We start from the raw sequence: 26,711 nt of genomic DNA, 5'->3' as shown, positions 1-26,711 counted from the left end.
GCGTGGAATAAGTGTTCACCTCACGCCAGCCAGTCGTCCGGCTTCGTGTCGTAATCGATATCCGTCGCCGCGATGTCCTCCACCTCGCTCCACTTCAGGTCGCTGACGGAGAACTCCTCGCCGTCGTACCGCAGGAGCTTCCCCTTCTCCTCGGGGGTCGGCTCCTTGTCGCGACGACGCGCGATCTCCACGTCGTGCTGGTCGACCTCCTTCACGATGGTCTTGAGATTCACCGGCCGACCCCACAGCTCGAAGGCGCGTTCGAGCACGTCACGCGCCTGCTCGATGTCCAGCATCACGCCGTTGTAGTGGTGGGCCAGGAGGAGCTCGTTGCGGTTCTCGTAGTTCCCGTCGTACACCGTGACCGTGGGTTTCCCGAAGTTCGTGAACTGGAGCATGAGCTTCTTCTTCACGTCCTCGGCCTCCGTCGAGGTGACGCGGAAGTCCCGCGTCGTGTGGGCGTACTCGTACGCGAAGTAGTGGTTGTCCGTGACGAACTCGGGCGTGAGGAACTCGTCGAGGAAGGTCACGTCGTTGTGGCTCTCGCGGATCTCACGCATCCGGGCCCAGCCGGCGTCCTTGTTCACCGCGGCGACGGCCTCCTCCACCGTCGAATAGCGGTCGGTGTCGAACAGATAGCGGGCGGTCTGTTCGAGTTCGCTTCTGGAGACACGGGTGAGGAACCCCCGGTACTGGCGCTTGACGAGCGAGTAGTGGCGTTCCACGAGTCCCTCGTAGGTGAGCACCTTCCACGGGTACTGCTCGACATCGAACTCCCCGGCCTTCGCCGCGGAGAGCCCCTCCGAATCGACGCGGGGGTCGAGCGGGTCCAGCTCGTCGAGGTGGCCCACGATATCGACGAGCCACGGCTCGGGCTCCAGCATCTCGACCACGTCGCGGAGGTCGACGTTGTCCTTGAGGTTCCGCCACGTCACGCCCTCCACGCGCAGGAGATGTTCGATCACCTCCCGTCTGTTCGTCGTGTTCTCGACGTACTCCCACAGCTCCTTCCCGAGCTTGTAGGGGTTCAGGCCGGGCGAGCCGAGGACGCGGGCCTGGTGGTCGGCGTAGGAGATGAACTCGTCTTCCCCCGCGAACCGCTCCTCGCCCATCATCATCGACTCCCAGTAGGAGTTGTGGTTGACGACGCCGGCAGCAGCGTAGCGGTGCGTCTCCCTCACGGAGATGTCGTACACGTCGCCGGTCCCGGTTTCGATATCCGTGATTTCGTCGGTCCACGACTCCGCTTCGAACCATGCCAGGTCATCGAGGTAGGTGGACAGCCGCTCGGCCTTCTCGCCGTAGCCGAATCCGACCTCGCTCGCGAACCGCTCGGCCGACTTCCCCGTCAGGTGAACGTGATAACAGCCGTCCGACTGCCGGCGGCGACGGCTGAGAACGCCGAAGTTCAACAACAGCAACTGGACCTGCCGACTCAGCTCGTCGCTCTTCGTACGCAGGATCGCTCCGTGCGACCCCGCGTATCCGTCGGCATCGAACAGGCCCTGGAGGAACGCCGCGACGACGGAGCGCGGCGACCGAAGAATCCGGTCCGGAACCCGTTTTCGCGCCGCTGCCACGCCCGTCGGGAGGCCGAACGCCTCGACGAGGAGGTCACGGAGATGCTCGGAGTACGCGTAGACGCGGTAGCGTGAGCCCTGTTCGTCGACCGTCGCCTCGATGCCGAACAGTTCGCTGAGGAGTCCGGCGAACTCCGCGGCGTGTTCCCGAACGCCAGTGGTGAAACCGACATGGCGGGAGTTCGATGGGACGTGGCCGTCGCCGATTAGCAGCCCGAGGAACCGTCCGAACGACTCAGTCACTTCGTCGGGGACGACGATGTCGTTCCGCTGGGCGAGCCGTTGGTCCTCCTCCTCGTAGTCGGCGAGTGCGGTCTCGATAGCGGCCGCCTTCCTCGCCCGGCCGGTCTTGCGGTATCTGAGCACGGTCCAGACCGAGACACCTGCCTCGTCGGCGACCGCTTCGAGTGTCACCTGCTCGGGAGGCGTCCACTCGACCGGGACGTACCGTTCCGGCCAGAGATCGTTCCCGCCCCGGACCTCGATCTCGTCGCCCTCCGTCAGCTCGTCCAGGCGGACCCAGGACCCGTCGGGTCGCCGAATCCGATGGTTGTTCGAGCCGGTGAGTTCGAGCCCACGCCGGGTCGTCACGGTCACCGTCTCGTGGTCTGGGATGACGTTCGCGTCGTAGACCGTTCGCGGAGCGTCCCCGTCCGAGACGGTCACGTGCGAGTCGACGACGTCTCGCATCGGAATGAGGCCCTCGGTGGTGAACACGAGGGTATCGGGGGCGACACAGGCCCACCCCTCGTTCATCACCTTCGTCATCTTCTGCGGGGCGAAGTAGTACGCCTCCTTCCGGAGCATATCGAGGACGGCCCGCTGCCAGTCCTCGTACTCCACCGCCTTCCCGGACTCCTCGTCGTACTGCTTCCCGTGCGCGTAGAGGAACGCGAGCACGTCCTTCTGCGGTTTCGCGGGGAACCGCTTCGGCGTCTCGCTTTCGCGCATCGAGTCGAGCCACTCCTCGTCGAACACCTCCCTGCGAACCTCCTCGGAGAACCCCAGCTGTTCCAGTCGGTCGCCGATGTCCTCCAGCTCCCGCACCGTCTCCGTCCACTCCTCGGCGGGCTCGTAGGGTCGGTGCTGGTCGATGTTGTCCTCCAGACAGAGCACGTCGTCGATGAACGCCTCGACGTCCTCGCGGGAGACCTCCGGGTCCTCCATGATCTCCCGGATGGACTCGGCGTGGCGGGCGAGCATCGCCGCGGCGTCGGGGGTGTCGCCGAACAGCCGGAACCACTCGTTGTTCTTGAAGAAGTCGGCGTGGGCCTCGACGTGGGTGATGACGGCCTTCTGGTCGGCGAGCGTGTTCGACTCCTGGAGGAACGCATGTGAAGGGTTGTCGTTGTTGACGATCTCGAACGCCTTCCCGCCGAGGAACTGCCCCTGCTTGCGCTGGCGGTCGTACTGCATCCCCCAGCGCCAGTGGGGGTAGCGGCGCTGGAACCCACCGTAGGCGATGAGCTCGTTCATCTCGTCGTAGTCGATGATCCAGTACTTCACCGGGTAGGGGTCGAGCCCGAGCTTCCGGGCGAGGTTGTTGGCCTCGCGGACCGGTTCCTCCAGTCCCTTGGCGATGCGTCGTTTCGCGATGATGTCGTTCATGATTCGTGCGAGAGGATGTCGTAGATGGCGTCGACCACGTCGTCCTGACTCTGGACGAACGTGACGACGACGTTGCTGTCATCGCCGAAGTACTCCGCTACCTCCTCCGCGTGGGTGGCGTTGATGGCGTTGCCCGATGGCTGGGTCTCCACGTACGCGTGGAGGTTCGCCGGGATGGACTCCATGAGGGGAATCACCCGCTCGGTGGTGTCGTTCGAGGAGTTCTCGGAGTCGCCCGCGGCGAACACGTAGCGGTTCCAGTCCGACCATGGATACCGCTCTTCTAAGAGCTCCTTCGCGAGGTCGTACGCGCTGGAGATGCGGGTGCCACCGCCCGACCGGATGCCGAAGAACTCCGGGCGTTCGACCTCCCACGCCTCGGCGTCGTGGGCGATGTAGACGAACTCCGCGCGGTCGTACTTCCCGACGAGATACCAGTCGAGCGGCGTGAAGACGCGCTCGACGAGTTCGCGCTTCTTCTCGCGCATCGACCCCGACACGTCGCGGATGTTGACGACGACGACGTTCGTCTCGCGCTCCTCGACGATCTCCGGGTAGCGGAACCGTTCGTCCTCCCGGCGGAAGGGGACCTCCTTCAGCCCCTCGCGGCGCAGGCGGGTCGCCGTCGACTCCTCCTCGACGTTCGCCTCCATCTCCTCGATGGACGCCCACGTGCCGAGCTCGTCGCGCGGGATGTCGTCGTAGGCGTCGTCGATCCACGCCCGCGAGACGGGCATGTGGCGCGCACGGGCCCACTCGAACACCTTCTTCGGCCCCCAGCCGTCGACCTTGAGCGCCTCGCGGACGTAGTTCTCGTCGAAGTCCATCGCGAGCTTCCGCTTCAGGCCGGATTTAAAGAGGCGCTCGAAGTCGAGCGTGGAGGCCGGCCCCACGCGGGTGATGTCGGTGTAGTCGCCCTCCTTCTCCTCGACGACGGACTTCCCCTTCGGTTCGAGGTCGAGCCCGAGCGTCTCGTCGAGTTCGGCCGCGAACTCCTCGGGGTCCATCTCGTAGTACTCGTGGTCGGCGCCCTCCTCGCCCGGCTCCCCGTCCTCGCCGTCACCGTCGCCCTGCCCGGGCTGTGGCTGGCCGACCGGGTCGCCGGGCTGCGGGGTGCCGCCCTGTCCCTGCCCGACGCCACCCCTGTCGAGGCGGTCGTACTCGAAGGCGGGGAGGTCGACGATCTTGATGGGGATCTTCACCTTATCCGGAAGCGACTGGCCCAGATCGCCGTACTGGATGAACTCGGAGAGGTCCTGCCGTCGCTTCTCGCCGACCTCCCGGAACCGGTCTACGTCGTCTCTCAGTCCCATCGGTAGCTCACCTGGCTCATGACGTGGCGGCTCGTCAGCTCCGCGGAGGCCTCGCTGTACCCCCGGTCGACGAGCGCCTCGATGGTGCGTTCTTTCACCGCGGCCGTCTCGGTGCCGGCCGGCGGGTCGGCCCACTGGCTCGGCGTGAAGTCCTCGAAGGTGCGGCGGACGTCCTCCCAGCTGTAGCTTCCCAGCACCGTCTTGATGATGGGGATCTCCTTCACGTCCACGTCGGCGACGCGGAACTCCTCGTCGCGGTGTTTCCACGCGTGGCGGTTCAACGCGGTGACGATCTTCTCCGCGCGGAACGCCCGCACGTCGTCGTTCGGCTCCGTCCCCTCGTAGTCGGCGTCGCGGAACCGCCCGAGATGCTCCGTCTCGAACACCTTCAGCTTCAGCGGGTCCGGCTCCTCCAGCTCGCCGCGGTCGTTCTCGATCTGCTCGCCCTCGACCCACGCGTAGACGTGCTCGATGTACTCCTCGACGGTCTCTCTGTCCACGCGCTTGTCGGCGAGCACGGCGTCGAGCACGTCCCGCTCCTGGGCGTCGAAGACGTAGCTCTTCACCTGGACGAGCCGGTTCTCGTACTCCATCTGCTCGGCGGTGGAGAACACCGGGGCCTCACGCAGCCCCTCGACCATCGCGTTCAGCACGTCACGCGGCATGATGACGTCCTCGACGGGGAGGCTGGGGTGGTGGCGGTCCGTCCGCTCGTGGAGCAGGTCGGCGATGATGTCGCGGGTGAAGGTGACCGGAATCCCCGCCCGCCCGTCGTTCGCGGTCGAGGAGAACCCCAGGTCATCCATATCCCGGCGGTCGTCCCCCTGCTGGAGATACCCCCTGTCGAAGACGACGGCCTTGTCCGTGAGGTCGAGCCCCGGGGGGAGGTCCTCCTCGTCGAGCCGGGAGACGACGGCGTACATCGCCGCGGCCTCCATCGCGTGGGGCGCGAGTTCGCGCTCGTGGACCTCGCCCGCGTGCCCGCGAACGTGGATGCGGACGGGTGCCCGGATGCGCGCCTCCAGCGTCTCGTAATCCTCGGCCTCCCAGACGCTCGTGTCGTTCGTCACCTCGCGGTTGATGAGCTCCGTCTCCAGCGAGAGGTTCGTCAGGTAGCGGAACTCGTGTTTGTTCAGTCGTCGTTTGAGCGCTTTCAGCGGGTCCGACCCCTCCATCTCCGCGTGCTGGTCCAGCCGCGCCTCCAGATCGGGGTTCGAGATGATGATCATCTGCGTGTCGATGTCCATCCCGATGCCCTTGTCGAGTTTTACGTGCCCCTCGTCGGGGACGTTCAGCAGTTTCTGGAGCAGGTCGGCGTGCTGGGCCGCGTCCTCGACGATGGTGAGCAGGCCGTTCCCCTGCGAGAGCACGCCGTCGTAGGAGAACGCCTGGGGGTTCTTGCGTCCCCGAGAGCCGAGCTCCCGGAGCATCCCGGGCATCCACGAGCCGACGAGTCGCTCCTTCGGCGAGCCGTCGTCCTCGCTGTGGAGGACGCCGATCCCGTGGCCCACGTCGACGACGTAGTTCTTCACCCGGAGGTGTTTCGGGGCGGTCACCGCGGAGAACAGGTCCGCCCTCCCGCGCCGGCGGTACTGCTCTTCGAGGTAGTCGTACGCCTCGCGCGAGAAGGGGTCGAGTCGCCCCTCCACCCGGACCGGGACGTGGTCGTCGAGTTCGGCGTTCAAATCGCGAAGCAGCCCCCGGCGCACCGGCTCGGGGAACACCTGCAACGGGTGTGCCTGCACGGGCGACTCGTACCAGTCGTCCTCGCTCTCGGGGGTGGTCTCACCGTAGGAGAGCCCACGCGTCGCGTTCTCCGCGCCCGCGACGTTCCACTCGACGGTGTAGCGTCGCCCGTCCGGGGTCTTCGAGTACTCGCGGAGCCCGTTGATGAGACACCGTTTGAGTTCGGATTTCCCGGTCGCGGTGGGGCCGTCGAGCCAGATGATCTTCTCCTCTTTCCCCCGGCGGGCGGCGATGGCTCTGAGGTCGTCGACGAAGTCGTTCAGCACGTCCGTGTTGCCGAGGATGGCGTGCTCACCGTCGTTGTACGGGTCGTCGAAGAAGCGGTAGCGCCGCTTCGTCTCGCCCTGTTCGACGACCTCGCGGGTGCCCGCAGCCTCGATGGCTTCGAGGAGATATTTCGAGGCGTGGCTCGCCAGCGTGGGCCGTTCGAACACCGCGTCGACGTACGCCTGGAGGCTCATCGGCGGCTCGTACGTCTCCCGCAGTTCCTCGTCCGCCTCGTGGATGTAGTCGGGGCTCATTCCTCCATTTCGGTCTTCGCCACCTCGGCGCCGGCGAACTCGAGCACCTCCTTTGCGCCTTCCCGGGAGTACCCCTGTTCCATCAGGGCGTCGACCCACGCGCTGCGGTCCGCGTCGTCGCTCTCTCCCGACGACACCAACGCCGAGAAGTTGATGTTGTGTTTCTTGTCCTCCCAGAGCTTTCGTTCGAGGGCGCGGCGCAGCCGGTCGTTGTCCTGCGGATTGAACGAGGTGCCCTCGCGCGCACGTCGCGAGACCCAATTGCTCACCTCCTGCCGGAAGTCGTCTTTTCGGTCTTCGGGGATCTCCAGTTTGTCCTCGACGGCCCGCAGGAACTTCTCGTCGGGCTCCTGTTCGCGACCCGTGATCTCGTCCATCACCGTGTCGTCGTCGATGTACGCCATCACGTGGTCCATGTACTTCTCGCCCTGCCGCTGGATCTCCTCCACGTCGTACGCGAGCGCGTGACGCACGTCCTCGATGGCGCGTTCCCGGTACTCCTCACGGACCATCTCGAGGAAGCGGTAGTAGTCCTCGAACCGTTCGTCCGGGATGGAGCCGTGATTTTCGAGGTTCTCCTCTAAGTGGTTGAACGTCGTGAGCGGCGAGAGGAACGCTCTGCCGCGGTGCATCGAGTCCATGATGGCTTCGGCGATCTCGTCGCCGATGAACCGCGGGGAGACGCCGTCCATCCCCTCACCGATGTCGGCGACGCCCTCGGCCTCCTCGCGGAGCTTCTTCACGTCCACGTCGTCGAGTTCGTCGATCTCGCCGTTGTACGCCTTCGCCTTCTGGACGACGTTGACGGTTCCTCCATCGGGTTCGGTGATGCGCGTGAGGACGCCGAACAGCCCCGCCATCTCCAGCGTGTGGGGCTCGACGTGGATGTCGGGCACGTCGGCGTTCTTCAGCATCTTCCGGTAGATCTTCGCCTCCTCGCCGTACTGGAGGACGTACGGGAAGTCGATGCGTTTCGTTCGGTCGTTGAACGCCTCCATCTTCTCGTCGCCCTTCTTGTCCCGGTACTCGGGCATGTTCGTCCGGCCGACGATGACCTGGTCGATGTCGATTCTGGGATTGTTCTTGGGTTTGATCGTCTGCTCCTGGGTCGCGTGCAGGAAGTCGTAGAGGAACTCCCGCTGGAGTTTGAGCAGCTCCTCACCGGAGAAGATGCCCCTGTTCGCGTTACAGAACGCGCCGGAGTAGTCGAAGGCTCGGGGGTCCGACTCGCCGTAGATGGCGATCTTCGAGTAGTTGACGTCGCCGGTGAGTTCGGTCTCGTCCTGGTTCTTCTTGTCCTTCGGCTCGAACGTCTCGATACACAGTCTCCGATTCTCGCTCGCGATGAGCCGGATGACCTCGATGTGGTTCTCTAAGACGGCTTTCAGGTCGTCGTCGTAGTGTTCGAGCAGGCGGTCCATGTAGAACTCCGAGGCGGGGTCGAGGCTCTGTTCGTTCCGGATGGTGTACGGAGCCTCCAACACCTCGTTCAGGTCGTCGATGACGCGCTCGCGCTGTTCGAGCGGGAGCAGGACGAGCGGGTCCTGGTTCATCTGCGACCGGACGCTGTCGTCGGAGGGGTCCTGGTCGTGGAGGATGTCACAGAGGTTCGTCCACCGGAAGGTGTACATCCGCCCCTCCTCGCGGGCCGAGTAGTCCTCGAAGTAGCGCCTGCACTGGCGGTCGAAGTCCGATTTCCCGGAGCCGACGGGACCAAGCAGGAGCTTGATGCGTTTCTCGGGGCCCAGCCCGCGAGCCCCGGATTTCACCTTGTTGACGAACTCGTGGATGGACTCGTGGATGTTCCGCCCGTAGAAGGTGTTCTCCCCGTCACCGAGGGGGTCCTCGCTCGCGAGGAGATACTCCACGATCCCCTCGTCCTCGTCGTAGCGCGTGCCGTAGAAGTCGAACATGTCGGCGACGCGCTGGTGGGCGTTGCGGGCGATTTTCGGGTCGTCGTACAGCTCCTCGAGATACCAGCCGAACGAGCGGGACTCCCGCAGGTCGTCGGGTATCGAGCGTCTGTACTCCTGACTGAGTGCTTCGAGTGTTTCCATTTCGGTCATTCTATCACGGAGACGCCGTCGCGTCTCGGGCCGGAGGCCGGGGGGCCGACGGCCGTAGTTCGGCCGGCGCGAATGGACCCGTCACTGGGCAGGGGCAACCGAGCGAGTCCCCGTCGGGACGGTGCGTCGTGCTGCATGGCAGGGCGGCATCCCCCAGCGCGTCGACGACACACTTCGACCGACGGGCACAGCGGAGGGGAGCGATGGGGGAAGTCCGTATCGAGCCGTACCGATACTGTATTGTAGGTGTGTGCCACGCTACCATAACACTTCCGCCAAATCGCGCCGAATTCCCCCGTCCGTCCGTCGTTTCGTGTCCACGTTCGGGGAGGTTCGGCGACGGAGTTATCACCGGTGAGGACACGACCGGGCCAGAAATTCGATTCCGATGGCTCGCGCGCGAGGCCGGAGTCGGGGGCACGGCGCGACGGCACAGACCGTCGCGCTCATACGGCCCGCGGCTGAATCCCGGGTATGGACCTCCCGACGGGCTGGCAGGTGTGGAACGAGGGCGCACACAAGATCGTCCTCGTCTACCGCCCCGACGTGTTCAACGGCAGCGAGTTCCCCGCCCCCTGTCTCCCCACCATCTACCTCACGCAGGGCCGGCGCTCCCGGCGCCCCGGCGCGGAGCTGACCCCCGACCCCGAGACGCCCTGGTACGTCACGCTCTTTCTGGAACCCGACGTGAACGACACCGAGCAGTCGTTCGACTCCCGGGAGGCGGCGCTCGACGGCGCGCGGGCCATCGCCCGGGCGTTCACCGAGGGGGACGTGGACTACCGCGGGCTGTATCAGGTCCCCCGCGAGCGCTACTTCGAGAAACTCGACGAGCTGACGGGGCGGGCGGACTGACACGGCTCACGGGATGACGCGGGTCGTGGACTGACGCGAGCCGTGGCCCCGCCACGCTTAACGGGCGGCTCGCCCTATCCACCCCATGTCCAAAGTCACGCTCATCGGGACCCGTCTCGCCGAACCCGGCGTGGAGTTCACCTACGGCGGGGAGTCCCCCGCCTGCGAGGGCTGCCCCTACCGGGGGCAGTGTCTCAACCTCGAAGAAGGGCGGAAATACCGCATCACCGAGGTCCGGGAGAACACCCAGACGCTCGACTGTGCCGTCCACGACGCCGGCGTCCAGGCCGTCGAGGTCGAACCCGCCCCGGTCCGCGCGAACGTCCCCTCGAAGGGCGCGTACGCCGGCTCCCGCGCGCAGCTGGCCGGCCCCTGCCCGTACACCGACTGCCCGAGCCACGAGTTCTGTGAGCCCGCCGGCGCCGAGTTCGACGAGGAGTACCGCATCGCGGAGGTCGTCGGGGAGCCACCCCACGACTACTGCATGCTCGAACGCGACCTCACGCTCGTGGAGTTCACACCACCCGAGGAGTAGCGCGACGACGAAGGGGGCCTCAGGCCTCGGTCGGAACGTACGCCTCGTGGGTGAGCTGCCCCGCGAGGTCGGCCGCGTAGCCGAAGACGTCCTCGTAGCCGTACGCGGAGAGGAGGATGGGGTAGAACGGCTCCTCGGCCGCGAACGCCTCGTCGTCCGCGACGGCGAACCGCTCACCCGCCGCGACGCGCTCGAAGTTCTCGACGAACACCTCGTACTCCGCCGGCACGGGCTTCGCGATCTTTCTCGCGAGCCGGAACACCGGCACCTCGGTCGGCTCGGGGCGACCGGGGAGCGCCCCCGTCGCCCGCAGGAACTCCAGACACAGCTCCACGGCGTTCTCCTTCGCGCCGGCGGAGCCCTGGAGCCCACACTCCACCTCGATCACGTCCACGATCTCGATGAGCCGCCCCTTCGAGAAGTGCGCCGTCTCCACGAGCGCGTCCACCGAGAGGTACGGAACGAGACTCCGGTCCGCCCCCGAGACCGCATCCACGAGCGCGAACGGCTTCGCGTACGACTGCGTCGAATGCAGCGAGAGCACCGTACACCCGCGGAGCTCGCGAGCGACGGCGTGGGCGAGCCGCCCCTCGTGGGTGTCGGCGTCCTCGTCGCCCGGGAACGCCCGGTTCAGGTCCTCGTCGAGATAGCGCGTCCCGGCCGCGAGCGCCTCCTCGTTCGCGATGACGAGCTTGACCGGCTTCTCGACCTCGAGGCCCATCTCCAGGAGTGCCTCCACGGCGTGCGGACCGCACGGCTCGTCGCCGTGGATACCACCGATTATCGCGAGTTCGGGCTCACCGTCTCCCACCTGTTCGACACGCATCTGATTTTCGTAGTGGGTGTAGGGTCTAAAGGGACGCGCTTTTTGATTTTTCTCTCGGGGTCGTGTCTCCGTCGAGCACACCTGCAAAGCCCCCACTTGATTCGATTTCAGGAACTACATCACCTGCAAAGCCCCCACCTGATTCGGTAGCCGGACCGCGAACACCTGCAAAGCCCCCACTTGATTCGGTATCCGGACCGCGAACACCTGCAAAGCCATCACCTGAGTCTGTATCCGGACCGCGAACACCTGCAAAGCCCCCACTTGATTCGATTTCAGGAACTACATCACCTGCAAATCCCCCACCTGATTCGGTAGCCGGACCGCGAACACCTGCAAAGCCCTCGGCCGCTCGCGTGTCCTGACTCGCTGCGCTCCTCGCTTCGCTGCGATGCTTGCGTCGTCACGCCACGCGACCGCCCTCGCCCTTTGCGATTCCGCCAGGACCGTACCACACGGCACCGCAGCCACACCCTCCCCAGCCGATTCGCTCACTTCGTTCGCTCATCCCTCGCGCGCTCGCGCTCGCACGGGGCGAGCGCTGCGCGCGCCTGTTGCTGCATGTACGCTGTGCACCTGCGGCATGTACGCTGTGCACCTGCTGCTGTACGCTGTGCGCTTGCAGTCTGTGCGCTTGCAGTACGACGATGCGCGCTCGTTGCGGTCTGCGCGCGTGCACGCCGAGCGATCAGTCGAGTGCGTCGGCGTAGGCGAAGTCGGCCTCGCGGGCCTCGGGCTGCGAGCCGTCGAGGCGGATACGCCAGCCGTCGAGGACCTCGGGGTCGGTGAGCGCGTTCGTGAGCACGGTCCGCACGTCGAGGAGGTCGACGCCGTAGAAGTCGTTGGGGACGCCGTGGAAGTACTGGAGGGCGGTCCGAAAGAGCGAGCGCATCCCGTCGTCGTTCTCGAAGTCGTAGTGTTTGTACGCGCCGGCGGCGACCTGCACCATCCCGTGGAGGAACTTCGATTCGTCCGTCCCTCGGCCGTAGTTGTACCACTCGTCCTCGAAGCAGTCGTGTGATTCGTGGTACTCGCCGGCGTTGTAGAGCCGGACGCCGTGGACGGTCGCGCGCCGGAGCGTCGCGTGTTCCCACTGGCCGTCCGCCCGCCAGCCCGTGGGGTTCCCGTCGGGCGGGTCGACGCTTGGGTCGCGCGTGTGGTCGTCCATCCTCAGAGGTCCTTGGCGATGTTGCGCAGGCCGTCGACCCGGTCCGCACGCGACCGGAGCTCCGCGGGGTCGAGGTACTGTGCGAGACGGGTCTGCTCGACGTGCTCCTTCATCGTCTCGAAGACGCGCTCGTCCACCGTGGTCCCCCGGAGGAACGCCGCGAGCGCGCGGAGTTCGTCGACGGTGGCTTCGCGACCGCCGTCGGCACCGGCGATGGTCCACGCCTGCCCCTGCGGGTCGTACTCCTCGTCGGGGACCGTCGCGGCGCCCGCGATGACGAACGACTTCGCGACGACGAACGGGACGATGTCGGGGGCATCGAGGTCGAAGTCGTCCTGCAGGAGCGACACCGCGCGGTCCGAGAGGTCGAACCGTCGTCGCGTTCCGCCGACGGCCATCTCCAGTGTGAGTTCGTCGCGTTCGTAGGTGAGGTGGGGTGCGCGTGCCATACCGCGAGATAGGGGGCCGGGGGCAAGTGCGTCACGCTTTCGACCCTCTCGCACCGACGGCGGGGGGCGACCCCCGACAACATCGTTATTCGCGCGGCCAACCTATATTTCGGGTGATACTATGACCCTCCACGGCCAGCGGCTCGATGCGGAGACCGTCTCGGGGATCGCCACGACGCTTCGAAACGCCGGTATCTCGGGTGCTGGCGGGGCGGGGTTCCCCACGTACGCGAAGTGGGAACGGCTCGACAGCGTGCCGTTCCTGCTCGTGAACCATCAGGAAAGTGAACCGAACTTCTACATCGACAAGTGGCTCGCGAAGACCCACGCGGCGGGGTTCGCCGGCTTCTTCGAGTCGCTGCTCGAGGACAGCTTCGACCTGATCGTCGTCTGCGCGAAGCAGTCGAATCGGGAGGCGTGGCTGGGCGACCTCGAGGCCGCGGTCGACGGGACGGTCTACGGCCCCGCGGACCTCCCGCTCGACCCCGAATCGGAGTCGGGTATCGTCTTCGCCTACACCGACGACCGCTACGAGTACGGGATGGAGAGTGTCCTCCTGCGGCTCGTCGCCGGCGTCGTCCTGCGTGGCGACCTGCCGATGGACCACGGCTGGATCGTCCAGAACACGGAGACGCTGTGGAACGTCCGCCACGCGCTGGACGATGGTAGCCCCGTCACCCGTAAGTTCGTCCACGTGGACGGGAACGTCGACCGTCACCGCTTCCTCGACGTCCCGGTCGGCACCCCGGTCGCGACACTCCTCGAGGCCGCCGGCCGCGACGCGGGGTCGCTCGGCGGCGACGAGACGGTCGTCGACGGCGGCCCCGGCTGGTGCTTTCCGGTCGATGACCCCGAAACGTTCGGCGTGACGAAGCGGACGAACTGCGTCCTCCTCCTCGATTCGGAGATGGTCGCGGCGAACACCCTCGGCGGCGGGCGGGTGAACGTCCTCCGTGCCCGCGAGTGGACGGGGAAACACGAGACCGAACCCACCGTCATCGAGCCCGAGCTCGTCCGGGTGCCGCTCACCAGCAACCCCGACCTCGCGCCCGTCGTCACCGCAAGCCAGCCCATCGTCGAGGTCGGTGCTGAGGTCGCCGCTGGTGAGATGATCGCCACGCCGGGGGCGGAGGGGTTCAGCACCGCCCAGCACGCCTCCATCGACGGCACCGTGACCGCGGTCACGGAGCGCTACATCGAGATCAGCCGCGATACGGGTGAGCGGGGAAGGGAAACCGGGCAGCTGCTCATCTACTGGACGTGGTGTGAGGAGTGCGGGGAGTACATCGCCCGGCCCGAGCCCGAACGGCTCGTCGGGGCGACGGGGTACGTCTGCGAGGACTGTGCGTGAGCTGGCCGTCGCGGTCGGCGGCTCAGCGTTCGAGTGAGGCCGTCACGTCCGAGCGGATCCACGCGTTGGCGTTCGATTTCTCACAGAGGACGAACGTCGACCCGTCCCGGTAGCCGGTGACGGCGTGGTAGTCCGGAAGCGCGGCTTCCATCGGGTCGAGTCGTTCGTCCGGCGGGTCGTCAATCATGGGTCGGGATGGGAGGGTGTCTCATGTTCAGTGGGGTCGTAGCGCTATCTTCGCGAGGAGGCATATAAATCGCGCGCCGAAGGCCCCTCGCCGACGTGGAAATCACAGAGTAGATAAACCGGAGTGGCCAACGCTCCGGTGCGTGCGAGGGTAGCCAAGCGGCCAACGGCGGCGGACTCAAGATCCGCTCTCATAGGAGTTCAGGGGTTCAAATCCCTTCCCTCGCATGAGTGGACGCCGACAGGCGTCCTCGAATGCGCCAGAAGGGTTTGAACGCTGCCGGGTCTCCCGGCTGACGTTCAAATCCCTTCCCTCGCATGTTCCACGGGCCTCGCTTGAAGGTCCGAACATGCGGGAAGACGACTCTCGGAGTGGTCTTCCCTCGCAAAAACCCTTCTCGGCTACGCGGCTTCCACGTCAGTGACGTCTCCCATGGATTTCCAGCCGCCGTCGACCTGTTTCCCCGCGACGAGCGGGTCGTCTTTCCCGTCGGAGACGAGCCGGTAGGTGGTCCCGTCCTCGTCGATCCCCTCCGCCTGGAACGCGTCCTGGAAGAACTCCGCGGAGCGCATCTTCAGGACGACCGTCTCCTCGCCGAAGAAGAGCCGCACGGGATCCGGCGTGATGTTGTGGATTCGCTTGGCGAGCGTGTGCATACCCGTCCCCTCGCCGGGAGGTGCCAAATCGGTGGCGCTTTCAGCGAGGGTTCACGACTGGAGACATGAGCGAGACACGCGCGGCCATCGCGGAGCGGGCGGCCAGAGCGGGCGGGGCCGTCGCCGCGGCCAGCTTCCGCGAGGATATCGAGGTGGAGACGAAAGGCGGGAAGACGGACGTGGTCACGCAGGCCGACCGGGACGCCCAGCGGGCGGTCATCGAGGTCATCCGGGAGTCCGCGCCCGAGGACGCCATCGTCGGGGAGGAGGAGGACGAACTCAAGACGGTTCCGGAGTCGGGGCCGGCGTGGGTCATCGACCCCATCGACGGGACGAACAACTACGTCCGTGACATCCCGGTGTGGGCGACCTCCGTCGCCGTCGTCGAGGACGGGGCGGCCGTCGCCGCCGCGAACGTCCTCCCCGCGCTCGGGGACGCCTATCTCGCCGACGACTCGGGCGCATCGCTGAACGGGGAGCCCATCTCGGTGAGCGACCGGAGCGACCCCGAGACGTTCACCGTCTGCCCGACCGTCTGGTGGCCGTTCGACCGGCGCGACGAGTACGCCGCGGCCTGTCGGGAGATCGTCGAGCGGTTCGGCGACCTTCGGCGGTTCGGGAGCGCACAGGCCGTCCTGTCGATGGTCGCCGCGGGGTCGCTCGACGCTGCCATCACGAACGTCGACGTGAACCCCTGGGACACCGTCGCCGGCGCGTATCTCGTCGAGCAGGCCGGTGGGGTCGTCACGGACCTGGAGGGCGAGCGCTGGACCCACGCCTCCCGGGGCATCGTCGCATCGAACGGGGAGGCCCACGACGAGGTGCTGGCAGCCGCCCGGAACATCGCGTAGGTCGTGCGTCGCGGGCGCAGGGCATCGGAACGCTGAAACCCGCCGCCACCGGCACACCGGACATGGAACTCTCGCGGATGGACACTGGTCGGCTCTGGCTGGGGACCTTCGGCACCGCGCTCGTCGCGTTCACGGTCGGGGCGCTCGTCGCCCCCGGCCTCGTCTGGGACCGCTTCCTCTGGCACTACTTCTGGGGCCCCATCTACGCCGACGCCAACAACGCCGTCTGCGCCGTCATGGAGGCGGACGGCCCCGCGCTCGTCTACTCGACCGCGACCTGCGAGTCGCTCGACGCGGCGGGACGCATCGTCGCCGAACCGGGCTACACCCTCGTCTCCGAGGTGGGCTATGCCGTCACGCTCGTGTTCATGCTCGTCGGCGTCCTCGAGCTCCTCGACCGCCTCGACGTGGGGCGGACGAAGGAGTTCTTCTACGCGCTGTTCCCGTTCATGTTCTTCGGGGGCGCGCTGCGCGTGGTCGAGGACGCCAACGACGCCGTCCCGCAGGGGATCGAGCCGTTCCTCGCCTACCCGTGGAACACGCTCATCATCTCGCCGATCATCTACTTCACCGTCTTCTTCATCACGCTGGCCGCGCTCGTCGTCGCCGTCGCCGCCTACCGCCGCGGCCTGACCGACTCCTATCACCGCCCGCTCGTCGTCACCGGGTCGGTCCTGACGCTCGCGACGGTCGCCTACCTCACCGTCTTCGTCAGCACCACCCTCGCCGGCGCGTACGAGGGCCCCGGCCTCTACCCCCAGATGACGCTCCTCACGCTCGGCATCGCGCTGGCGCTCACCTACGTCGTCTACGAGGGTATCGAGCGCTACAAACCCGAGATCAACGCGGGGACCGGGCGCGTCGGCTTCGTCGTCATCTTCGGCCACGCCGTCGACGGGGTGGCGAACGTCATCGCCGCCGACTGGATCAACGCCATCGGCGTCCCCGTCGACTACGGCGCGAAACACCCCGTCAATCGGGCCATCATCAACGCCACGGAGGCCATCCAGCCCGAGGCGCTTTCGACCCTTATCGGCACCTCCTGGCCCTTCCTCGTCGTCAAGCTCATCGCCGCGAGCGCCGTCGTCTGGGTGTTCGACCCCGAGATATTCGAGGAGAACCCCCGCTACGCCATCCTGCTGCTCGTCGCCATCCTCGCGGTGGGGCTTGGGCCCGGCACGCGCGACATGCTCCGCGCGACGTTCGGTATCTGATAGGGGGACCGACTCAGGGATAGGGGTGGTGCTCCCGATTCAGCCGCGGTTCGAAGCCCAACTTCTCCGGGACCGTCTCGGCCCGCTCACCGAAGTACGGGGTATCGGTGAACAGCGGCTGGGCCTCGGGGACGAGCACGCGCACGGCCTCGAAGCCGAGCGCCTCGACGTCGCGCGGCGTAGTGCGCACCCCGTAGGGCGTGAGCCCGGCGGCCGTGACCCGGTCGGTGAGCGTCTCCAGCTCCGCCTCGCCGGCGACTGCTCCCTCCCCGAGTGAGTCCGCGGGAATCGTCGTCTCGGGGCTGACGAACTCCTTCGCCGTCCGGGGGAACGAGGCGAAGTGGCCGATGGCCCCGGACTCCTCTGTAGCGCCCTGTTTCCCCATCCCCCTGAGCTCCATCCAGTTCTGGACCGCCTCCTCCAGCGCGCCGCGGGCGGCGGCGACCGGGTCGAGGTTCGCACTCATCCCCGCGGCGAACGCCGGCCACGCCCCCTCTCGGTGGACGCAGGCGGCGACGACCGGCACGTCGAGGTCCTGCGTGAGCAGGAGGGTCGTCACCGAGAGGTCCTCGCTCCGGGCGCGTTTCGCCAACTCCTCGAACCCCTCGTCCTCGACGGCCAGTCCCAGCGGCTCGAAGCTGGAGTACCACGCGAGCATCGCGGCGTCCCGCTCCACGACCTCGTAGAGGCCCGAAAGCAGAGCATCGACCCCCGACGAGCCGAGGCCGAGCCCCGTCGTGATGGCCGGCCGGTGCCGGTGGGTCGGCGGGGGGAAGGCGACGAACTCCGCGGGGAGCATCGCCTCCGCACCCGTGTCGAGCCGCTCGCCGGGGACCCAGTTGATGGGTTCGCTGTCGTCCGGGGCGTCGAATTCGGGCGAGAGCACGAACGCCGCGGGTGAGACGGCGTTCGGGACCATCGACGCGGGGGCGCGGTGGAACTCGCTCGCGCGGTAGACGCCCGCGCTGTAGCGTTCGAGCGCCTCCCCGAGCCCCTTCATGTACGCGCCGTTCCAGTTCGCGGCGACCCCGGCGGCCTGCTGGGGGGCCTGCTGGTCCGAGAACCCCGTCGTCGCCGCGAGCGTGGCGAGGTAGTAGGGAGCCGGGAACGACTCGGCCTCCCCGAGTTCGTGGATGAGCCCGACACGCGGGTCGACGGCGCGCTCGGCCCGGCCGATGGCCTCGTCGAGGGGTCGCTCCTCGTGCGAACGGTCGAGCGTGCGGTCGGGCGCGGTGCCGCACGCACAGCCGGGGACGGGAAAGAGATCACGTTCGGCATGCGGGAGTTCGATGACCCGACCGAAGATCGACTCCTCCCCGGCGACGACGCGCGCGGCTTCCCGGCCGGCGATGGCGCCCGCCAGTCGGGCGTCCGCCGGCGAGAACGCGCCGTCGTCCGTCGCCTCGGCGTTCGCCTCCACTCTCGTCCGGAGACAGTCGAAACACCCCGTTTCCGGTGAAACACCCGAGACCGCGGCGTCGACGCCCGAAACGGGATGGCCGCCGACGCCGCCGAGTTCGACGGTGATGACGCGGTCCGCGTGGCCGATATCGAGGTCACCGACGGGGCCGACGGCGACGGTCAGGTCGGGCGCGTCGCTCCCGAGTTCGGCGTCCGTGTCGGCGAGGGCGGCCGCGACGCTCTCGGCTGCGGGACCGCTACCGACGAGTTCGACGTTCATGCCCGGAGAACGGACGAGGGGGCGAAAAAAGGACCGTTCGGGGCGGGCGTCAGTGCGAGGCGAGGATGGACTGTGCGACGCTCGTGAGCTGTTCGGCGTCCGCGCCCTTCAGCCGGTCGTCACCGAGCATGAGCCGGAGTCGTGGGCGGCCGACGTCGATGGGGACCTTCTCCGTGACGATGAGCCCGAGGTCCTCGAGCTTGGTCTTCGTGCGGGAGAACGTCGCCTTCGAGGCGATGCCGACGTCCTCACCCCACTTCGAGATGTCGTACAGCAGCTCCTCGTTCTTCGCGGCGACGAGCAGCGAGATGGTGACCTCGTCGAGCCCGTCACCGTTGCCGCGGGCGGTCTGCAGCGAGCCGAGGACGGCGTCGAAGTCGTCGGCCGCGTCCGGCCCGAGGTCCTCCTCCAGCGTCGTGCGGACCGTCGAGATGGCGGGGGTGCGCAGCGAGAACTCCTGGGCCGTCTCCCAGGTGTCGGTGTACTGGGCGTGGGCGCCCTCGATGAACTCCGCGTCGTCCGTCGCGAGGCCGGCGACCCGGTCACCCGCGGCGACGACCGCGACGACGGAGCCCTCCGTGACGAGCAGCGTGTTGTCGTCGGACTCGTAAGTTCGCATCGCGAGCGAGCCGTCGTCACGCAGGTCGGCAGCGGTGCTGGCGAGCTTGAAATCGCCCATCACGTCCTTGAGTGTGCGCTCGGCCGCGAGCACGTTCACCGTGGGGGGCGACTCCAGCCCGGCCATCACGTGGACGAGCTCCTCGACGGTCGCCTCGGAGGGGTTCACGACGTACAGCGCCGCGTCCGTGGCCGAGAGCGCCTCGCGGAGGACGTCCGCCACCGTCTGTTCGAGTAAATTTGACTGCACAGTCATGGGTACAACTATGATAAGCAGATATTTAATATTAGCGACTCCTTCGAAAGAAAAGTCGTCCGAGAGGTTACCCGAGGGTTATCGCCGGGAACGGAGCTGTCGTGAGAGCTCGTCCGCCCAGACGAACTCCCCGTCGTGGCGCACCGGCAGCACCCGGCCGTCGAGGAACGCGGCCAGTTCGTGGGGATGACACGTCGCCGTCGCGGCGTCCCCGAAGAGCCGCTCCCGGCCGGTGTACGGGTCCCGGTAGGTCCGGCCCGCGCCCGCCGCGGCCGTCACGTCGTAGGTACACGCGTACCCCTCCTCGACGGGCTCGGTCTCGAGGACGGCCGGGTCGCCGAACGCGGCGGCGGGCGCGTACGCCCCGTCCCCGACGACGGCGTAGTCCTTCCCCATCATGATCCGCCGGCGCGCGAGCTGGAGCGCCTGTTCGAAGCCGAAGCCGTGCGCGAGCAGGCGGGCGAACGTCGTCCCGACCGTCGCGGCCTGCGAGTCGAGCACCTTCGCGAACGTCACCGCGCCGGCGACGCTCCCCCGTTCGATGAGCGTCTCCCCCTCGCTGTAGGAGCCACAGGCGTTGAGAAAGAACGTCCGGGCCCTCGACCGCGAGAGCGAGGACAGCGAGAGGTGGCCGTCCGGACACTGCAACCCCTCGACCTCGCAGTGGCCGATGAAGTGGACGAAGTCCGCGGGCCGCTCGAACACCCGCGCCAGCGCGTGGGTAGGGAGCCGCTCGTGGACCCGGACCTCCACCGGGAACGCCGCCGCACGCTCGCGGTAGGTGTCCGCGACGACCCGCTCACGGGCCATCGCATCGTCGTTACACACCACGTCGACGGTGAGCGTGTCGCCCGGCTCCGCCGCGAGCCGGTTCTCGTCGGCCCGTCTGGAGGTCTTGAACGCGTCGATGGGGGAGCCGTCGGCGAGCCACGCGTGGAACCGACCCACCCCGAGCTCCGGATCCACCTTCGTCGCGGTCGCCACCTCGCCGCGGTAGAAGTCGTCGAGCGTCTGTTCGAGCAGGTCGCGCGCGCCGAGCTCGCTCGCCTCCGCGGGGTAGACCGTCGCCATGCGGTCGAGGAGGTACGGCAGCGAGCGGACCTCGTCGAAGCGCGGCTCGACGTACGCGGAGAGCGGCCACTCGGGGAGGTCGTCGTCGATGGCCAGCGCGGGCGCCACGAGCGTCGCGCGCAGGCGCTCTGAAAGCGGCGCGGTCCGCAACGTCTCGGCGTCGTACCCCAGCTCGTCGAGCAGGGCCGACTCGACCGTCGTCGGCCCCTCGCGGACGAGACAGTCGAGATGGAAGACCCGCCGGAGCGTCGCGGCCACCTCCCCGGCGAACGCCGGCAGGGTGGAGAACGGCTCGTCCACGCCGGGCGCGAGCAGGGTCGGCGGGCCGTCGACCGGGACGACCTGTGCCCCGAGGTAGTACGCGAGCGGCGCGGCGACGAGCAGGTGGTCGATGTCGTTCGGGACCCGGAACTGGATGCCCGTGTCGGGGACGCGTTCGCGAACCGCTGCGGGGATATCGCGCTCGCCGAACGCCACGAGCGGTGGGTGGTCGCGATAGGCGGGATGGGAGCGCTCCGGCCCCGTCGTCGCCAGCCCCGCCGTGAGCTGTGAGATGGCCGTGGCGACCCCCTCGACCGTCTCGGGTACCGTGACGGTGGCCGGTGCGCTCGGCTGCTCACGGAAGCCGACGGTGACGGGGGACGGCGTATCGAACTCGAGGGTCGTCTCCCCCGCTCGTCGGCGAACGGTCGCCGGGCCACCGAACCCAACCGCGGTGTCGATCGGAAGCGAGGCACGCACCCAGTGGTCGCCGGGAGGGAGACGGGGTCGGCGGCGGTCGGGCGCGTCCTCCCCGATCGTGACGGCATCCGTGGGCAGGGTGAGCCGGCGCGTCGTGCCGGCGACGGCAGTGTCGACCCGGACCGGGAGCGGACACTGGGGCGCTCCCGGCTCGAACGCCGGTGCGTCGATGGTTGTGCTCCCCTCGCGGCCGTACACGCGGATCGCGTCGTCGGCCACGGCCCACTCGACCATGGACCTGAGAGTACGGGTGCGTCCCTATAGAGGTGACGGAGGGGGCGACTCCCGCCCCGCTTGCCGCGGACGGATAGCTTCTTCAATCGGGCCCTCCGAGCCTCGCGTATGAACTACGACGAGGTCCGCGCCGTCGACCCCGACGTCGCCGACGCGCTCGAAGGCGAAGTCGAGAGACAACAGGACACCCTGGCGATGATCGCCAGCGAGAACCACGTCTCCGAGGCCGTTCTGGAGGCGCAGGGCTCCCACCTCACGAACAAGTACGCCGAGGGCTACCCCGGCAAGCGCTACTACGCCGGCTGTGAGTACGCCGACGAGGTCGAGGAGCTCGCCATCGAGCGCGCGAAGGAGCTGTGGGGGGCCGAGCACGTCAACGTCCAGCCCCACTCCGGCACGCAGGCGAACATGGGCGTCTACCTCGCCATGCTCGACGCGGGCGACAAGATCCTCTCGCTCGATCTCACCCACGGCGGCCACCTCTCGCACGGCCATCCCGCGAACTTCACGGGCCAGCTCTACGAGGTCGAACAGTACCACGTCGACCCCGAGACGGGCTACATCGACTACGAGGAGCTCGACGAGCTCGCGAAGGAGTTCGACCCGGACATCATCGTCTCCGGCTTCTCCGCGTACCCGCGCGCCGTGGAGTTCGAGACGATTCAGGAGACCGCGGAGTCCGTCGACGCGCTCCACCTCGCCGACATCGCGCACATCACGGGGCTCGTCGCCGCCGGCGAACACCCCTCCCCGGTCGGTATCGCCGACTTCGTCACCGGCTCCACGCACAAGACGATCCGTGCGGGCCGCGGTGGCATCATCATGACCAGCAAGGAGTACGCCAGCGACATCGACAAGGCCGTCTTCCCCGGTGGCCAGGGTGGTCCCCTGATGCACAACGTCGCCGGCAAGGCCGTCGGCTTCAAGGAGGCGCTCCAGCCCGCGTTCACGGAGTACGCCGCCCAGGTCGTCGAGAACGCGAAGACGCTGGCCGCGACGCTCGAAGACCGCGGGATGGAGATCGTCTCGGGCGGGACGGACACCCACCTCGTGCTCGTCGACCTCCGACCCTCGCATCCGGACCTCACGGGTGGCGAGGCCGAGGAGGCGCTCGAGAGCGTGGGGCTCGTCCTGAACGCGAACACCGTCCCCGGCGAGACGCGCTCGGCGTTCAACCCCTCCGGCATCCGCGCGGGCACCCCCGCGCTCACGACCCGCGGCTTCGGTACCGAGGAGATGGAGACGGTCGGGAACCTCATCGCCGACGTGGTCGACGCCCCCGAGGACGAGGACGTGCTCGCCGAGGCTGCGCAGACCATCGACGAGCTGACGGCCGCCCACCCGCTGTACGAGTAGCCGAATACGCACGTCCCTGTATATTCAGCCGATCTTTCGACGAGGATTGCGCACGGTTCCGAGGGATTGATACCCCTCGCTGCCCCACTCCCGGTAATGGCTGACATCATCGACGGCAAGGCCGTCGCCGCCGACGTGCGCGAGTCGCTGTCCGACTCCATCACCACCCTGAAAGACGCGGGCGTGACGCCCGGACTCGCGACCGTGCTGATGAGCGACGACCCCGCGAGCGAGACGTACGTCTCGATGAAACAGCGCGACTGCGAGGAGGTCGGCGTCGACGGCATCCACGTCGAGCTCGATGCCGACGCGCCGGCTCAGGAGCTCTACGACACCGTCGACGAGCTGAACGCGGACGAGGAGGTCCACGGCATCCTCGTCCAGATGCCCGTCCCGGACCACGTGGACACCCGGCGAGTGCTCCGCGCCATCGACCCCGCGAAGGACGTCGACGGCTTCCACCCGGAGAACGTCGGCCGACTCGTCGCCGGCAACGCCCGGTTCAAGCCGTGTACTCCCCACGGGGTGCAGAAGCTGCTGGAAGCCTACGACATCGAAACCGAGGGTGCCGAGGCGGTGGTCGTCGGGCGCTCCGACATCGTCGGGAAGCCGATGGCGAACCTCCTCATCCAGAAGGCCCCCATCGGGAACGCGACCACCACCGTCTGTCACTCCCGGACGCAGGACCTGGAGGGCCATCTCTCGCGGGCCGACATCGTCATCGCCGCCGCGGGCCGCCCGGCGTTCATCACCGGTGACATGCTGAAGGAAGGCGCGACGGTCGTCGACGTGGGTATCAACCGCGTGGACGCGGAGAACGAGAAGGGCTACGAACTCGTCGGCGACGTGGCCTACGAGAGCGCGAAGGAGGTCGCAGGGGCCATCACCCCCGTTCCCGGCGGCGTCGGGCCGATGACCCGCGCGATGCTGCTGTACAACACCGTGCAGGCCGCGAGCCAGCAAACTGGTATCGAAATCGACCTCGCGTAGATGACCCCCGAGGAGCTGGCCGCGCGGTGGGGCGGTGCCCGTCGCGTCGAGAACGTCCACGAGGTCACAGAGGCGGAGTTCGACCCCTCCTACGCCGACCAGTGGGGCGTCGGCGCGTACGTCGAGCACGACGGCCACCTCCTGCTCGTCCGCCAGCGCGACCAGTGGCTCCTCCCCGGTGGGATGCTCGAGGACGGGGAGACCCACGCCGAAGGAGCAGTGAGAGAAGTCGCCGAAGAGACCGGAATCCCCATCGAAATCACAGCCCTCGAAGCCGTCGTCACCCAGACGTTCACCACCGGAACCGAGTCGTTCCAGTTCCACTTCGCGACGTTTAGTGGAGTACCGGAACACACCGAGGTGAGCGAGGACCCGGGCATCGACGGTGAGACCATCGAGGAGGTCGCGTGGCTCGAAGAGGTCCCCGAGAACACCTTCGAGTACGGCCTCATCGCGGCGCTGCACGGGGAGTAACTTTTTATCAGAGTCCGCAGCAGACCCCCCGTCTCCACTTCGAGAGTCGCCGGGTGGCCGAGGCGGGAGCGCGACCCACCCCCGGCGGAGCCGCCGGGTCGCCTGTTCACTCCAGTCGCGAGAGGTACTCCTGGGCCTCCGTCAAAAGCATCTCGTCGCCGTCGATGAGATACTCGCCGAGCGCGCGGGCCGCACGGACGAGGCGTTCGGCGTCCTCGACGGGGACGGCGCCGTCGAGCGCCCGGATGCGTTTCACGTGCTCGCCGAGGGTCTCGAGCACGGGGTCGACGAGCGGGTCGGGATGCTCGTCGAGGTACTCCCGCAGGTCGGAGCGATAGGCCTTGACGGCGTTCGCGTAGGCCAGTCCACGGGCGTCCGCGAGGGAGTCGGGGACCTCCTCGGTCGGCGGGCGTTCCTCCTGGTCGGTACCTCTGAGAAGCGAGAGGAAGTAGTACTCCTCGTCGTCGGTGAGCCGTGAGCGGCGGCGCACCTCGTCGGCGACGGCGCGGAGCTCCGAGGCGGCGAGATACGTCTCCGAGAGCGGCAGGAGCGTCCCGGCCTCGATGAACCCCGAGCCCCGCACGAACGGGCGGACCTCCTCGACGGCGCGTTCGGCGACGCGACGCAGGGGCTCCTCGTCCGTCGCGTTCCGCACGGCCGAGAGGTCGAGTGTCACCGCGCTCGCCGTGTGGAGCTTCCGCTCCTCGTCGACCCCGACGCTGCGAAGGCTCCCGCAGGCCGGACACTCCACGCTCCCCGTCTCGTAGTACGACCAGCGCGTCTCGCACTCCTGACACTCGCGCTCGCCACGAACCTTCATACCCGTATTCGGCACGCGACGGGCGAAAAGGTGCCGGGTCGGCCGGCAGCGCGATCTGCACGACCGGCGAGATTTATATAGGACCGGCCGCTACCGCGAGGTATGTCGGACTCACCGACGCTACTCGAGGATAGAGGAAGTCGCCACACGGCGGCTGGTCGAGAAATTCTCCCGCAGTGACCTCACTGTAACCGCCGACTCGGGCGAACTGGTTTTGCACGCCGGCAGCGACGCGTACGTTCTGGACCGCGGCGAAGCCGTGGACCTGCGCGACGCGCTCGCGAACGCGCTCACCCGCACGGAGGAGTACGTCTACACGACGGGCGAACACCGCGAGGACGGCAGTTATGTCGTCGCGCGCCGTGGCGCCGACTCCGCGGGCCACCGGAAGGTGTTCGAGTCGTTCAGCCATGTAGAGCGGCTCTACGACCGGCTGCCTGAGGAGTTCACGGCCGAGGAAATCGGCCGAACGGGGCTGACGGGCGGGCGGCGCCACATGCTCCTCCGGCATTTCGCAGAGCACCCGGTGTTCGACTGTGAGCTGGTGTCACGGCAACCATTGAGGGTGCGGAAGCTCTAGACTTTTGCCGCGGGGCGGCGACTCCCTGCCCATGACGTTCTCAATCGTCGCGCGCGACCCCGACACGCGAGCCGTCGGTGTCGCCGTCCAGTCGAAGTTCATCAGCGTGGGGAGCGTGGTGCCGTTCGTCTCCGCGGACGCGGGCGCCATCGCCACCCAGTCGTTCGCCAACGTGGAGTACGGGCCGGAGGGGCTGGAGCTCCTCCGGCGAGGCTACGACGCCGAGGCGGTCGTCGAGACGCTCACGGCGCGGGACAGCGAGGCCGAATCCCGGCAGGTCGGCGTCGTGGGGCGTGACGGCTCCGTCGCGGCGTTCACCGGCGAGGAGTGTTTCGACGTGGCCGGGGACCTCCACGGGACCAACTACACCGTCCAGGGGAACATCCTCGAGAACGAGGCGACGCTGACGGCGATGGCCGACACGTTCGAGACGACGGCGGGCGGGCTCCCCGAGAAGCTCATCGCTGCACTCCACGCGGGCAACGACGCGGGTGGCGATTCGCGGGGCGAACAGTCCGCCGCGCTCTACATCGCCAAGCCCGAGGGGGGGTACGACGGCGGGAACGACCGCTGGGTCGACGTGCGCGTCGACGACCACGAGCACCCCATCGACGAGCTCGAGCGCGTGTTCAAGCTCTACGACGTGACCCTGCTCGCGCGCGAGGAGCCCGAGGAGCTGACGGAGCTCTCCGGGGAGACGGCGAGCGCGGTGCTCACGGCGCTCACCGATTTGGGCTTCTACAGCGGCTCCGCCGAGGGGTTCGACGACGAGGCCCGCGAGGCGCTGGAGGCGTTCCGCGGGCTACACAACTTCGAGAACCACTCCGTCGCGGCGCTGGAGGACGCGCTCGCCCGCGGCTGGACCGAGGCCGAGGGGCAGGGGGAGTCCCGGATGGTCGACGCCATCTGGCACGGGCTCTCGCGGCTCGACCGCGTGTAGTCTTTTGGGGCCACCCTCCCAAGG

The 26,711-nt window shown here is 67.8% G+C and carries 23 protein-coding genes and 1 tRNA gene; 11 read left to right on the top strand and 13 right to left on the bottom strand.

What is annotated here, in order from left to right; translation table 11 throughout:
* Positions 1–20 precede the first annotated feature (20 nt).
* Genes ACQUQR_RS00910 through ACQUQR_RS00895 form a run of 4 tightly spaced genes read right to left on the bottom strand, consistent with a single transcriptional unit; the run spans position 21 to position 8,834 of the window.
* Positions 21–3,188: a SpoVR family protein gene (locus tag ACQUQR_RS00910; protein WP_435194008.1), complete on the bottom strand. Its 3,168-nt coding sequence runs from the start codon at positions 3,186–3,188 to the stop codon at positions 21–23.
* Positions 3,185–4,501, bottom strand: a complete 1,317-nt coding sequence (locus ACQUQR_RS00905; RefSeq protein WP_435194007.1) for a YeaH/YhbH family protein — start codon at positions 4,499–4,501, stop codon at positions 3,185–3,187. Before ACQUQR_RS00905 ends, ACQUQR_RS00910 begins: the two co-directional genes overlap by 4 nt.
* Positions 4,492–6,768, bottom strand: coding sequence for a PrkA family serine protein kinase (locus ACQUQR_RS00900; RefSeq protein WP_435194006.1), 2,277 nt, complete (start codon positions 6,766–6,768; stop codon positions 4,492–4,494). Before ACQUQR_RS00900 ends, ACQUQR_RS00905 begins: the two co-directional genes overlap by 10 nt.
* Complete coding sequence (locus ACQUQR_RS00895; protein ID WP_435194004.1) at positions 6,765–8,834, bottom strand: PrkA family serine protein kinase; 2,070 nt, start codon at positions 8,832–8,834, stop codon at positions 6,765–6,767. Before ACQUQR_RS00895 ends, ACQUQR_RS00900 begins: the two co-directional genes overlap by 4 nt.
* A gap of 474 nt (positions 8,835–9,308) precedes the next feature.
* Between ACQUQR_RS00895 and ACQUQR_RS00890 the strand changes: the two genes are divergently transcribed.
* Together ACQUQR_RS00890 and ACQUQR_RS00885 are read left to right on the top strand one after the other, a co-directional pair.
* Positions 9,309–9,689: a DUF5820 family protein gene (locus ACQUQR_RS00890; protein ID WP_435194003.1), complete on the top strand. Its 381-nt coding sequence runs from the start codon at positions 9,309–9,311 to the stop codon at positions 9,687–9,689.
* A gap of 85 nt (positions 9,690–9,774) precedes the next feature.
* Complete coding sequence (locus ACQUQR_RS00885; protein WP_435194002.1) at positions 9,775–10,224, top strand: UPF0179 family protein; 450 nt, start codon at positions 9,775–9,777, stop codon at positions 10,222–10,224.
* A 19-nt stretch (positions 10,225–10,243) separates the two neighbouring features.
* Here the strand turns inward: ACQUQR_RS00885 and ACQUQR_RS00880 are convergent, their stop codons facing one another.
* From ACQUQR_RS00880 to ACQUQR_RS00870, 3 genes are all read right to left on the bottom strand, one after another.
* A complete protein-coding gene (locus tag ACQUQR_RS00880) occupies positions 10,244–11,050 on the bottom strand; it encodes a succinylglutamate desuccinylase (protein ID WP_435194001.1) in 807 nt (268 codons plus the stop codon).
* A gap of 688 nt (positions 11,051–11,738) precedes the next feature.
* Entirely contained in the window at positions 11,739–12,218 is a 480-nt protein-coding gene (locus ACQUQR_RS00875) for a DUF309 domain-containing protein (RefSeq protein WP_435193999.1), read from the bottom strand.
* Between the two features lie 2 nt (positions 12,219–12,220).
* Positions 12,221–12,667, bottom strand: coding sequence for a hypothetical protein (locus ACQUQR_RS00870; protein ID WP_435193998.1), 447 nt, complete (start codon positions 12,665–12,667; stop codon positions 12,221–12,223).
* A gap of 121 nt (positions 12,668–12,788) precedes the next feature.
* On the opposite strand from ACQUQR_RS00870, the gene ACQUQR_RS00865 reads away from it, so the two are divergent.
* On the top strand, positions 12,789–14,018 hold the full coding sequence (locus ACQUQR_RS00865; RefSeq protein WP_435193997.1) for an NADH dehydrogenase subunit: 1,230 nt from the start codon (positions 12,789–12,791) through the stop codon (positions 14,016–14,018).
* 22 nt (positions 14,019–14,040) lie between these two features.
* Here the strand turns inward: ACQUQR_RS00865 and ACQUQR_RS00860 are convergent, their stop codons facing one another.
* Entirely contained in the window at positions 14,041–14,205 is a 165-nt protein-coding gene (locus ACQUQR_RS00860) for a DUF7331 family protein (protein WP_435193996.1), read from the bottom strand.
* 144 nt (positions 14,206–14,349) lie between these two features.
* Here ACQUQR_RS00860 and ACQUQR_RS00855 point away from each other — a divergent pair.
* A tRNA-Leu gene (locus ACQUQR_RS00855) sits at positions 14,350–14,432 on the top strand.
* Positions 14,433–14,606: 174 nt separating this feature from the next.
* Here the strand turns inward: ACQUQR_RS00855 and ACQUQR_RS00850 are convergent.
* On the bottom strand, positions 14,607–14,861 hold the full coding sequence (locus tag ACQUQR_RS00850; protein WP_435193995.1) for a hypothetical protein: 255 nt from the start codon (positions 14,859–14,861) through the stop codon (positions 14,607–14,609).
* A gap of 65 nt (positions 14,862–14,926) precedes the next feature.
* On the opposite strand from ACQUQR_RS00850, the gene ACQUQR_RS00845 reads away from it, so the two are divergent.
* Complete coding sequence (locus tag ACQUQR_RS00845) at positions 14,927–15,712, top strand: inositol monophosphatase family protein (RefSeq protein WP_435193993.1); 786 nt, start codon at positions 14,927–14,929, stop codon at positions 15,710–15,712.
* 62 nt (positions 15,713–15,774) lie between these two features.
* Positions 15,775–16,926, top strand: a complete 1,152-nt coding sequence (locus ACQUQR_RS00840; protein WP_435193991.1) for a DUF63 family protein — start codon at positions 15,775–15,777, stop codon at positions 16,924–16,926.
* A 13-nt stretch (positions 16,927–16,939) separates the two neighbouring features.
* Here ACQUQR_RS00840 and ACQUQR_RS00835 read toward each other — a convergent pair whose 3' ends face one another.
* The 3 genes from ACQUQR_RS00835 to ACQUQR_RS00825 all read right to left on the bottom strand — a co-directional run bounded on the left by ACQUQR_RS00835 (position 16,940) and on the right by ACQUQR_RS00825 (position 21,527).
* The gene (locus ACQUQR_RS00835; protein WP_435193990.1) at positions 16,940–18,607 is read right to left on the bottom strand and encodes a YcaO-like family protein; all 1,668 of its coding nucleotides are present in this window, start codon (positions 18,605–18,607) and stop codon (positions 16,940–16,942) included.
* Between the two features lie 49 nt (positions 18,608–18,656).
* Positions 18,657–19,475, bottom strand: coding sequence for a transcriptional regulator TbsP (tbsP, locus tag ACQUQR_RS00830; RefSeq protein ID WP_435195495.1), 819 nt, complete (start codon positions 19,473–19,475; stop codon positions 18,657–18,659).
* A gap of 84 nt (positions 19,476–19,559) precedes the next feature.
* Positions 19,560–21,527, bottom strand: a complete 1,968-nt coding sequence (locus ACQUQR_RS00825) for a hypothetical protein (protein ID WP_435193988.1) — start codon at positions 21,525–21,527, stop codon at positions 19,560–19,562.
* 108 nt (positions 21,528–21,635) lie between these two features.
* Between ACQUQR_RS00825 and glyA the strand changes: the two genes are divergently transcribed.
* The 3 genes from glyA (at position 21,636) to ACQUQR_RS00810 (ending at position 24,347) form a co-directional block, all read left to right on the top strand.
* Complete coding sequence (gene glyA, locus ACQUQR_RS00820; protein WP_435193986.1) at positions 21,636–22,883, top strand: serine hydroxymethyltransferase; 1,248 nt, start codon at positions 21,636–21,638, stop codon at positions 22,881–22,883.
* Between the two features lie 96 nt (positions 22,884–22,979).
* Complete coding sequence (gene folD, locus ACQUQR_RS00815; protein ID WP_435193984.1) at positions 22,980–23,873, top strand: bifunctional methylenetetrahydrofolate dehydrogenase/methenyltetrahydrofolate cyclohydrolase FolD; 894 nt, start codon at positions 22,980–22,982, stop codon at positions 23,871–23,873.
* Positions 23,874–24,347 (top strand): NUDIX hydrolase, encoded by a 474-nt coding sequence (locus tag ACQUQR_RS00810; RefSeq protein ID WP_435193982.1) that lies wholly within the window; start codon positions 23,874–23,876, stop codon positions 24,345–24,347.
* A 106-nt stretch (positions 24,348–24,453) separates the two neighbouring features.
* On the opposite strand, the gene ACQUQR_RS00805 is transcribed toward ACQUQR_RS00810, so the two are convergent.
* Positions 24,454–25,167 carry a DUF7117 family protein gene (locus tag ACQUQR_RS00805; RefSeq protein WP_435193980.1) on the bottom strand — a complete coding sequence of 238 codons (714 nt, stop codon included), beginning with the start codon at positions 25,165–25,167 and terminating at the stop codon, positions 24,454–24,456.
* A 214-nt stretch (positions 25,168–25,381) separates the two neighbouring features.
* Here ACQUQR_RS00805 and ACQUQR_RS00800 point away from each other — a divergent pair, with 214 nt between their 5' ends.
* Together ACQUQR_RS00800 and ACQUQR_RS00795 are read left to right on the top strand one after the other, a co-directional pair.
* The gene (locus ACQUQR_RS00800) at positions 25,382–25,747 is read left to right on the top strand and encodes a DUF7528 family protein (protein ID WP_435193979.1); all 366 of its coding nucleotides are present in this window, start codon (positions 25,382–25,384) and stop codon (positions 25,745–25,747) included.
* Positions 25,748–25,778: 31 nt separating this feature from the next.
* Positions 25,779–26,687 (top strand): DUF1028 domain-containing protein, encoded by a 909-nt coding sequence (locus tag ACQUQR_RS00795; RefSeq protein ID WP_435193978.1) that lies wholly within the window; start codon positions 25,779–25,781, stop codon positions 26,685–26,687.
* Positions 26,688–26,711: the final 24 nt, after the last annotated feature.

Source organism: Natronomonas sp. EA1, from assembly GCF_051195035.1.
Classification (GTDB): domain Archaea; phylum Halobacteriota; class Halobacteria; order Halobacteriales; family Haloarculaceae; genus JBNTJV01.
The sequence above is the reverse complement of the archived record's forward strand: the minus strand, read 5'-3'. Positions and strand labels throughout refer to the sequence as shown.